The sequence below is a fragment of the Flavobacterium seoulense genome, assembly GCF_000695795.1.
In the GTDB taxonomy this organism is placed as follows: domain Bacteria; phylum Bacteroidota; class Bacteroidia; order Flavobacteriales; family Flavobacteriaceae; genus Flavobacterium; species Flavobacterium seoulense.
In genome coordinates this window covers 254,051-263,254 of sequence record NZ_JNCA01000006.1, presented here as the reverse complement: position 1 = coordinate 263,254, position 9,204 = coordinate 254,051, and the positions used below count along the sequence as shown (strand labels likewise).

Below are 9,204 nucleotides of genomic sequence, written 5' to 3'. Positions count from 1 at the left end.
TTATTTTAATAATACATATATCTATCTTAACTTTGTGACAACAAAAAAGTTAATCAATTATGAAAAAGATATTTATCATTAATGCAGGACAAAGTTTCGGTCATTCGGGCGGATTATTTAACAATACCATTACTGAAACCACTGAAAAATTTTTCAATCAATCTGAAGAAGTAATTATTCAAACTACAACAATACAAAATGGTTATTCAGCTGAAGAGGAAGTGAGCAAATTTGCCTGGGCAGATATCATTATTTACCACACTCCGGTTTGGTGGTTTCAGCTGCCTTTCAATTTTAAAAGATACATTGACGAAGTTTTTACAGCTGGACACAATAAAGGAATTTATCGCAGTGACGGTCGAAAATCCAGCAATCCCGAAATCAATTACGGAACGGGCGGATTGATGCACGGCAAGAAATACATGCTTACCACAACCTGGAATGCACCTGCAACCGCTTTTACACTTCCGGGAGAATTTTTCGATCAAAAATCAGTTGACGAAGGTGCTTTTTTTGGTTTCCACCGAATGAATGCTTTTACCGGAATGACTCCGCTAAAAAGTTATCATTTTCATGATGTCGAAAAAAATGCCAATGCTGAAAAAGACATGAAAGCCTACACCGAACATCTAGAAGAAACTTTTTCTGACTCTCTAATTGCTTCAAATTAAAAAACAAAATCCGTCCTGAAATTATCGGGACGGATTTTGCTTTTTTATTTCTTCAAAAATAAATTCAGGTTTAGAATAATCTATGGGTTCGGTTTTTAAAAAAGAGGGAATTCCCATGTAAATCGAAATCACGCCTTTACCTAAAAGCAATTTATTTTCCCGCTTCAGTAAGGCAACAGGATATCTTTTTAAAACGCCGCCTCCATAAGGATGATAATAAAAACTGCCTTTGATGGTATCGCCAGAAATTATTCCTCTCACCTCACCGGAATCTTTTCTCGAACCACCATATATAATTTCGTATTGCCCAAAAAACCGATTATCTTCTAATCTGATGAAATTCAGCAAAGCAGTGTCTTTGTCTTTTACAGCACGATAAGAAAACCGAGTACCTTTCTCTTCTGCTTTTTCACAACCAAAAATTAGCATACAAAAAACAAATAATGTACTGATTGAGATAACTTTTCTTCGTTGAGGAATTTTCATTTTTACAGGAGTTAAAAAGCAAAGATAAAATTTATGTTAGTAATGAAGTGATTTTAGAATGAATATAAACTTTGCTTTTCGAATACCAGCATTCATTAAACCTAAAAGATTACTTATCTTTGCGCTCAAAAAAAAATAATCATACAATTTTAAGTATATAAAAAATCAGGTTTATTATGAGAAGTGATGAAGTAAAAAAAGGACATCAAAGAACCCCGCATAGATCATTATTCAGAGCAACTGGATTAGTTGACGAAGATTTCGAAAAACCATTTATTGGTGTTGCCAACTCTTATATCGAAATTATTCCAGGACACTTTTTTCTGGACAGAGTTTCAAGAGTTATCAAAGAAGAAATTAAAGCGAATGGTTGTGTGCCTTTTGAATTCAACACAATTGGTGTAGATGATGGTATTGCAATGGGTCACGATGGAATGCTTTTTTCACTGCCTTCAAGAGAAATTATCGCTAACTCTATCGAAACAGTAATGAATGCGCACAAGCTAGATGCTATGATTGCCATTCCAAACTGTGACAAAATTGTTCCCGGAATGATCATGGGAGCTTTAAGAGTTGATGTTCCAACAATTTTTGTTAGTGGTGGACCAATGAAAAAAGGACATACTAAAGACGGTGTTCCTATCGATTTAGCTACTGCTTTTGAGGCTGTTGGAAAACACGAATTAGGCGAAATCACTGATGAAGAATTAAAAGATATCGAGTGTAATGCCTGTCCTTCTGGAGGAAGTTGTTCTGGAATGTTTACTGCCAACTCTATGAATACCTTGATGGAAGCTATGGGAATTGCACTTCCTGGAAACGGAACCATCTTAGCTTTAACAAAAGAGCGTGAAGAATTATACAGACAAGCTGCAAGAAGAATTTGCGAAATTGCAAAAGACGCTGCTCAAACTGAAAAATTCAAACTAAAAAATATTCTGAACGAAAAAGCAGTACGCAACGCTTTTGCTGTAGATATGGCAATGGGCGGAAGTTCGAATACTGTGTTGCACATGTTGGCTATTGCAAAAGAAGCTAATGTTGATTTCAATTTAGAAGACATCAACAAAATCTCAAAAAGAGTTTCTCATATTGCTAAAATTTCTCCAAGTTTATCAACCGTTCACATGGAAGATATCAATACTGCCGGAGGTGTAAATGCAGTAATGAAAGAAATGACTAAAAGAGGTGATGATATTTTGTTAGACAACCTTACCATTACAGGTGAAACAATTTTAGAAAAAATCAAAGATGCTTACATCAAGGACACGAATATTATTCACACAATAGACAATCCGTATTCTGAAGTAGGTGGTTTGGCTGTTTTGTATGGTAATTTAGCTGAGCAAGGTGCTGTTATTAAAACTGCCGGAATTACCGGAGACCGTGTTTTCACTGGAACTGCCGTATGCTTTGACGGACAGCCGGAAGCTATCGAAGGAATTCTTGGCGGAAAAGTAAAAGCCGGAAACGTAGTGGTTATTCGTTACGAAGGACCAAAAGGTGGTCCTGGAATGCAGGAAATGCTGGCTCCAACTTCATTAATTATGGGAATGGGACTTGGAAAATCAGTTGCATTAATTACTGATGGTCGTTTTAGTGGAGCAACTCGTGGAGCATCTATCGGACACGTTTCTCCGGAAGCTGCCGAAGGTGGAATGATTGGTTTATTAAAAGACGGAGACGAAATCCATATTGATGTTGACCAATACATCTTATCAGTAAATTTATCTGACGAAGAAATCGCTAAAAGAAAAGCCGAATTTGTTCCGCTTAAAAAAGAATTAACTTCAAGATGGTTAGGACAATACCGCTCATTAGTAACTAACGCTAGTAACGGAGCTGTTTTAAAATCGGATTTATAGTTCTATAAATTGAAAGATTAAAAGATTGAAAGATTCAGTCTTTATAAATACAAAACCTCGTTTTACTTCATTGTGAAACGAGGTTTTTTTTATTTAATAACTTCGCATTCAATTTTATATTTTAGCAAATAGATAAAAAATCTGCTTTATGACACAGGAAACAACCTATGCTTTTTCGGCTACCATTGAAATTATAGGTATCAATCCTTTTGTTTATGTGCCTGAAGAAATTTTACAACACATTTTTGAAAAAGCAGGAAAATCCAAAGGTTCTATTCCTGTCAAAGGCACTGTCAATTCTATTCCTTATACTCAAACATTAATGAAATTTAAAGGCGAATGGCGTTTGTATATTAATACAAAAATGCTCAAAAATTCTCCTAAACGAATTGGAGAACAAATAGCAATAAGCATAAGCTATGATCCAGAAAAAAGAGAAATCCCAATTCATCCGAAATTGTTACAAGCCTTAGCCGAAAACAAAGAAGCTAATAGTGTTTTTCAAAATTCGCGTCCTTCGTTACAAAAGGAAATTATTCGTTATTTTTCTCATTTAAAAACTGAGGAAAGTATCGATAAAAATATTCCAAAAGCTATTGCATTTTTATTAGGAAAAGGAAAATTCGTTGGTAGAGAAAAGCCTTAGATTAATAAAAATCATGAGTTTTCAAAAATATTTCCCAATTTGAATTTATAAAAGCGCACAAAAACTTATTTTTGCGCCATGGGTAGAAAAAATACAGACAAAGTTGTCTTTCATCAGATAAAAGTCCTTGACGCAGGTGCAAAAGGCGTTTCGGTAGCTAAGGCTCCCGATGGAAAAGTAGTGTTTATTCCGAATGTGGTTCCCGGTGATGTCGTTGATGTACAAACATTCAAAAAGCGCAAAGCCTATTATGAAGGAAAAGCGGTGAAATTTCATGAATTGTCAGAGCATCGTGTGGATCCTATTTGTGATCATTTTGGTACTTGTGGTGGTTGCAAATGGCAAAACATGAACTACGACCAACAGTTGTTTTACAAGCACAATGAGGTAAAAAATCACTTGCAACGCATCGGAAAAATTGCACTTCCTGAATTTGAATGGATTTTAGGTTCGGAGAAAAAGTTTTTCTACAGAAACAAAATGGAATTTTCGTTTTCAAACAGCCGTTGGTTAACCGAAGCTGAAATTGGAAGCAGTGAAGAATTAGACAATAAAAATGCTCTTGGATTCCATATTCCAAAAATGTGGGACAAGATTCTGGACATTAAAAAATGCCATTTACAGGAAGATCCATCAAATGCCATTAGAAACGAAGTTCGTGATTTTGCTAATGCAAACGGACTAACATTCTTTAACCCAAGAGAACATTCGGGTTTATTGAGAACTTTAATGTTGCGTACGGCTTCTACCGGCGAAATCATGCTTTTAATTCAATTTTTCGAAGATGACAAAGCCAACAGAGAATTATTATTAGACCATTTGTATGCTAAATTTCCACAAATTACTTCGTTGCAATATGTGGTGAATAACAAGGCAAATGATACTATTTATGATCAGGACATTCAATTATATAAAGGTCGTAACTACATTTTAGAAGAAATGGAAGGCTTGAAATTCAGCATCAATGCCAAATCTTTTTACCAAACCAACTCAGATCAGGCTTACGAATTATACAAAATCACTAGAGATTTTGCGGGATTAACTGGCAATGAAACTGTTTACGATTTATATACCGGAACGGGAACTATTGCACAATTCGTTTCTAAAAAAGCTAAAAAAGTAATAGGTGTAGAAAGTGTTCCTGACGCTATTAAGGATGCGAAAGCCAATGCTGAACGCAATAACATTGACAATTGTGAGTTTTTTGTTGGAGACATGAAAGTAGTTTTCAACGATGTTTTTATTGCTCAACATGGTCAGCCAGACGTTATTATTACTGATCCGCCTCGTGACGGAATGCACAAAGATGTAATTGAACAAATCATGAAAATTGCTCCTGAAAAAGTAGTTTATGTAAGCTGTAATTCGGCTACACAAGCGCGTGATTTGGCTTTAATGGATGAAAAATACAAAGTAACCAGAGTACGTCCGGTAGATATGTTTCCGCAAACGCATCACGTGGAGAATGTAGTTTTATTGGAACGCAGATAGAAATTAGTACTTAGTCCCTAGTCCTTAGTTATTTTCAAAAACACTAAGGACTAAGGACTAAAAGCTAGGGACTAACAACTAAAAAACATGAAAAAAACGATACTGCTCTTATTAATCCTATGTTTCTCTTTCTCTGGTTGTGAGAAAGACGATATTTGTGATGCCAATACAGTTACCACACCGCGATTAGTGGTTACTTTTTACGATTTTAATAACTCTTCTGTTGAAAAAACCGTAGACAATTTAAGCATAATTGCCGAAGGAATGGAAGAGCCAATTACTTTTAGCGGAAGTAACTTAATCAATGGCAGTACAGTTTCTATTCCGTTAAAATTAGATGCAGACACGACTACTTTTCGTTTTACTTTGAATTCTGGCAGTACTAATCCGGCAGCATTGCCTAATGAAGATATTATCCAGTTTAATTATAGACGTGATAACATTTTTGTATCTCGTGCCTGCGGATTTAAAACTAATTTTACTTTAAACGGTAATTCGCCTTTTGTTCATTCAGATGCGGCAACTGCTGATGGTAAATGGATGCTACAAGTGAATGTTAAAAACAATATTATAGCTAACGAAAATGAAACACACCTTGAAATATTTTTTTAGTAGCTGCCTGATTTTGTCTTTGTTTTTTGCCAATGCACAAGAGACCACTCCAACGATAAAATCAAAAGACACGGTTACTACCGGAGTTCTTCCTAAAAAGCCTGCTATAGTAACCAAAACTGCTGTGGTTTCAAAAACAGATTCTATTGTGGCTCCTGTAAAAACAAATCGCTACGGAATACGTGTAGGGGTTGATTTATATAGACTAAGCAGAAGTTTTTATGACAAAGATTATAAAGGAATCGAATTAGTAGGTGACTATCGATTAGACAAAAGACGTTATTTAGCCGTAGAAGTAGGAAACGAAAATAAAACTACCGACGACGACCGTCTTAACTTTACCACAAAAGGTTCTTACATTAAAGCGGGTTTTGATTATAATGGTTACGAAAACTGGTTGGATATGGAAAACATTATTTCTATAGGTTTACGTTACGGTTTTAGTACTTTTAATCAGGAATTGAATAACTTTCGAATTTATAATTCGAATCAATATTTTGGAGAAATCCCTCCTATTGCTTCCGGACAAAAATTCAACGGATTAACCGCTAGCTGGATCGAAGTAGTTGCTGGAATGAAAGCTAAGGTTTTCAACAATGTTTTTCTGGGTTTCAGTCTTCGCTTTAACCGATTAATAAGCAATAAACAGCCTAATAATTTCGAAAACTTATACATTCCCGGATTTAACCGAACGTATAATGGAGATTTTGGTGTTGGTTTTAACTACACGGTAACTTATTTTGTACCAATTTTCAAAAAGAAAGTAGTTCCTGTTGAAACTAAAAAAGAAACAAAGAAGAAATAAGCAGATTTCAGTTTGCAGAAAGCAGAAGAAATCAAGTATCTAAAAATTAACCGCAAATTCGCAAATTATAAAAACTATAATTTGCGAATTTGCGGTTTTTATTATTCCTTCAGATACTGTTTTCTGCCTTTTGAAAACTGAACACTGAATACTAACCAATTTCTCTAATTCCTTTTATAAAAATCCATTTCATAAATAGTTTTTCGCTATCTTTTGTTTTAACAGCCTGAAATTTTGGACCAATAGCCGTTGCTATAATAAAGGCTGTAATAGGAATCCAAAATCCAGTTAAACCACTATAAACTGCTACTAAATAACGGAATAAAACGAATAAACAGATAAAACATCCTAATTGATATAAAAATGCGCGTAATTGTAATTTTGTCATTTTTTTAGAGTTGTTAAGGTTCTAAGACTGTAAGTTACTAAGTTTTTTCACCTTAGTAATCATAACTTTATGAACCTTAAATTATTATTATATTCTTTCTCTTAGAAACTTAGCACCTAGTTACTTATTGTTGAAACTTAGTACGCTTACTTCCTTCGTACATTTCGTATTTCACTAAACGTGCTTCGAGTCCGGCGTTGAATAATTTGATTTTTCGAGACGGACGTAAACCTACAAATTTCAATGCTTCCAGATTTCCGGTAATAAACCAAGCGTTCGTTCCCGGATAACTTTGTTTTAAAGTATCTCCAATATTTTTATAAAATTCTTCCATGTGAATATCCAAACGCTCATCATAAGGCGGATTGAATGCAATATGTAATTTACCTTCCGATGTTTTCTCGGTATCAAAGAAATTATTTCCTTCAATAATAACATATTCTTCCAAATTTGCATTTCTGATATTTTCTTTCGCCTTACTTACTGCCGATGGCGCTTTGTCATAACCTTTAATCGTATGATGAAATTCACGCACTTTACTCAATAAACTATCGGTGATTTTGTCAAATAGTTCATTATCCCAGTCTTTCCATTTTTCGAAAGCAAATTCTTTACGATTAATGTTGGCCGGAATATTGCAGGCAATCATCGCAGCTTCGGCAAGAAACGTTCCTGAACCGCACATTGGATCCAGAAAATCTGTTTGTCCGTCCCAACCCGAAAGCAACAAAATTCCCGCTGCTAAAACTTCATTTATAGGAGCAATATTAGTCGAACTTCTATAACCTCTTTGATTTAAAGGCTTCCCGGAAGTATCTAATGCTACCGAAACCTGATCTTTATCAATATGAATGTTAATTCGTAAATCAGGGTGAACTTTGTCAATACTTGGACGTTGTCCCGTTCTTTCCCTGAACTGATCCACAATGGCATCCTTACATTTTTGAGAAATAAATTCAGTATGAGTAAAATATTCTGAATGTGCCGTAGTATCAATCACAAAAGTTTGATTGGCATTGATAAATTTAGACCAGTTTACACTAGAAACACCTTTATACAAGGCTTTTTCATTATTGGCTCTGAAAGAATAAATGGGTTTTAAAATCTTTAAAGCCGTACGCAAAGACAAATTGGCTTTATACATAAAACCTTTATCTCCTTTAAAACTTACCATTCGTACACCCTGCTCTACATTTTGAGCGCCTAAATTTCTTAATTCGGTTGCTAATATTTCTTCAAAACCAAAAAAGGTTTTGGCAATCATCTTAAAATTTTCTTCCATTTCTCTTTAAATTCCAATAATTAAATTGCTAAGTCAGTTCAGTCTAAATTCCAAACAAGCTGAAATAGTATATTTCGGCAAAAATACACTAAATTTGCGGGATAGAATTAATTGAACAGCATAAATGTCCGCAGCACAAAAAACAACTATTACAAATCAGGATCAACAAGAACAAACTTGGTTTAGCTCCTGGTTTGACACTCCTTATTATCATATTCTTTACAAAGAGCGCAATGACCAGGAAGCGCAGCTTTTTATGGATAATTTAACCCATTACTTAAATCTTCCTGAAAACGCTAAAGTATTGGATTTAGCCTGTGGCAAAGGCCGTCACGCTATCTATTTGAACCAATTAGGTTTTGACGTAATAGGCGCTGATTTATCCGAAAACAGTATTGCCGAAGCAAGCAAAAATTCGAATGAAACCCTGCATTTCAAGGTACACGACATGCGTGAGGAATTCGATGAAAAATACGATGCCATTTTTAATTTGTTTACCAGTTTTGGTTATTTCGAAAATGACGATGACAATTTAACCACTTTAAAAGCAATCAAAAACAGTTTATCAGAATACGGTTTTGCTGTAATCGACTTTATGAACGTGTATCAGGTAATTGAAACTCTGGTTCCTGAAGAGGTAAAAAGCGTTGACGGAATCGATTTCCATATTAAGCGCTATGTAGCTGATGGGCATATTTTTAAAGAAATAGATTTTGAAGATAAGGGTCACAAATACCATTTTACCGAAAAAGTAAAAGCCCTGACATTACAAGACTTTGAATCTATGATGGAAGAAGCAGGAATTTATCTTTTGGATATCTTTGGTGATTACAAATTAAAAAAATTCCATAAGACTGAAAGCGAACGATTGATTATGATATTTAAGTAGTTGAGTCGTTGAATCGTTGAATCGTTGAACCGATTTAACGAAAAACGGTTAAACGGTTAAACAATAAAA

At 34.7% G+C, this 9,204-nt stretch carries 10 protein-coding genes; 7 read left to right on the top strand and 3 right to left on the bottom strand.

Features of this window, described 5'->3' with window-relative positions:
• The first annotated feature begins 59 nt into the window (after positions 1–59).
• Complete coding sequence (locus FEM21_RS04160; RefSeq protein ID WP_035658125.1) at positions 60–671, top strand: NAD(P)H-dependent oxidoreductase; 612 nt, start codon at positions 60–62, stop codon at positions 669–671.
• 21 nt (positions 672–692) lie between these two features.
• Here the strand turns inward: FEM21_RS04160 and FEM21_RS04155 are convergent, their stop codons facing one another.
• Complete coding sequence (locus FEM21_RS04155) at positions 693–1,157, bottom strand: hypothetical protein (RefSeq protein WP_051627472.1); 465 nt, start codon at positions 1,155–1,157, stop codon at positions 693–695.
• A 176-nt stretch (positions 1,158–1,333) separates the two neighbouring features.
• On the opposite strand from FEM21_RS04155, the gene ilvD reads away from it, so the two are divergent.
• The 5 genes from ilvD (at position 1,334) to FEM21_RS04130 (ending at position 6,576) form a co-directional block, all read left to right on the top strand.
• Positions 1,334–3,022 carry a dihydroxy-acid dehydratase gene (ilvD, locus tag FEM21_RS04150; RefSeq protein WP_035658122.1) on the top strand — a complete coding sequence of 563 codons (1,689 nt, stop codon included), beginning with the start codon at positions 1,334–1,336 and terminating at the stop codon, positions 3,020–3,022.
• A 148-nt stretch (positions 3,023–3,170) separates the two neighbouring features.
• Complete coding sequence (locus FEM21_RS04145; protein ID WP_035658119.1) at positions 3,171–3,668, top strand: YdeI/OmpD-associated family protein; 498 nt, start codon at positions 3,171–3,173, stop codon at positions 3,666–3,668.
• A gap of 78 nt (positions 3,669–3,746) precedes the next feature.
• Positions 3,747–5,159 (top strand): 23S rRNA (uracil(1939)-C(5))-methyltransferase RlmD, encoded by a 1,413-nt coding sequence (gene rlmD / locus FEM21_RS04140; protein WP_035658117.1) that lies wholly within the window; start codon positions 3,747–3,749, stop codon positions 5,157–5,159.
• An 87-nt stretch (positions 5,160–5,246) separates the two neighbouring features.
• Positions 5,247–5,771, top strand: a complete 525-nt coding sequence (locus FEM21_RS04135) for a DUF6452 family protein (RefSeq protein WP_035658115.1) — start codon at positions 5,247–5,249, stop codon at positions 5,769–5,771.
• Positions 5,743–6,576, top strand: a complete 834-nt coding sequence (locus FEM21_RS04130; protein ID WP_035658111.1) for a DUF6048 family protein — start codon at positions 5,743–5,745, stop codon at positions 6,574–6,576. Before FEM21_RS04135 ends, FEM21_RS04130 begins: the two co-directional genes overlap by 29 nt.
• 151 nt (positions 6,577–6,727) lie before the next feature.
• Here FEM21_RS04130 and FEM21_RS04125 read toward each other — a convergent pair whose 3' ends face one another.
• The gene (locus FEM21_RS04125) at positions 6,728–6,964 is read right to left on the bottom strand and encodes a hypothetical protein (protein ID WP_035658109.1); all 237 of its coding nucleotides are present in this window, start codon (positions 6,962–6,964) and stop codon (positions 6,728–6,730) included.
• Positions 6,965–7,088: 124 nt separating this feature from the next.
• Entirely contained in the window at positions 7,089–8,246 is a 1,158-nt protein-coding gene (locus tag FEM21_RS04120; protein ID WP_035658107.1) for a THUMP domain-containing class I SAM-dependent RNA methyltransferase, read from the bottom strand.
• 124 nt (positions 8,247–8,370) lie between these two features.
• Between FEM21_RS04120 and FEM21_RS04115 the strand changes: the two genes are divergently transcribed.
• The gene (locus FEM21_RS04115) at positions 8,371–9,135 is read left to right on the top strand and encodes a class I SAM-dependent methyltransferase (RefSeq protein ID WP_035658105.1); all 765 of its coding nucleotides are present in this window, start codon (positions 8,371–8,373) and stop codon (positions 9,133–9,135) included.
• Positions 9,136–9,204: the final 69 nt, after the last annotated feature.

Excerpts from the sequence above, each read along its gene's own strand:
- FEM21_RS04160 (WP_035658125.1), top strand. The coding sequence starts at position 60 with ATGAAAAAGATATTTATCATTAATGCAGGACAAAGTTTCGGTCATTCG.
- FEM21_RS04155 (WP_051627472.1), bottom strand. The coding sequence starts at position 1,157 with ATGAAAATTCCTCAACGAAGAAAAGTTATCTCAATCAGTACATTATTT.
- ilvD (WP_035658122.1), top strand. The coding sequence starts at position 1,334 with ATGAGAAGTGATGAAGTAAAAAAAGGACATCAAAGAACCCCGCATAGA.
- FEM21_RS04145 (WP_035658119.1), top strand. The coding sequence starts at position 3,171 with ATGACACAGGAAACAACCTATGCTTTTTCGGCTACCATTGAAATTATA.
- rlmD (WP_035658117.1), top strand. The coding sequence starts at position 3,747 with ATGGGTAGAAAAAATACAGACAAAGTTGTCTTTCATCAGATAAAAGTC.
- FEM21_RS04135 (WP_035658115.1), top strand. The coding sequence starts at position 5,247 with ATGAAAAAAACGATACTGCTCTTATTAATCCTATGTTTCTCTTTCTCT.
- FEM21_RS04130 (WP_035658111.1), top strand. The coding sequence starts at position 5,743 with ATGAAACACACCTTGAAATATTTTTTTAGTAGCTGCCTGATTTTGTCT.
- FEM21_RS04125 (WP_035658109.1), bottom strand. The coding sequence starts at position 6,964 with ATGACAAAATTACAATTACGCGCATTTTTATATCAATTAGGATGTTTT.
- FEM21_RS04120 (WP_035658107.1), bottom strand. The coding sequence starts at position 8,246 with ATGGAAGAAAATTTTAAGATGATTGCCAAAACCTTTTTTGGTTTTGAA.
- FEM21_RS04115 (WP_035658105.1), top strand. The coding sequence starts at position 8,371 with ATGTCCGCAGCACAAAAAACAACTATTACAAATCAGGATCAACAAGAA.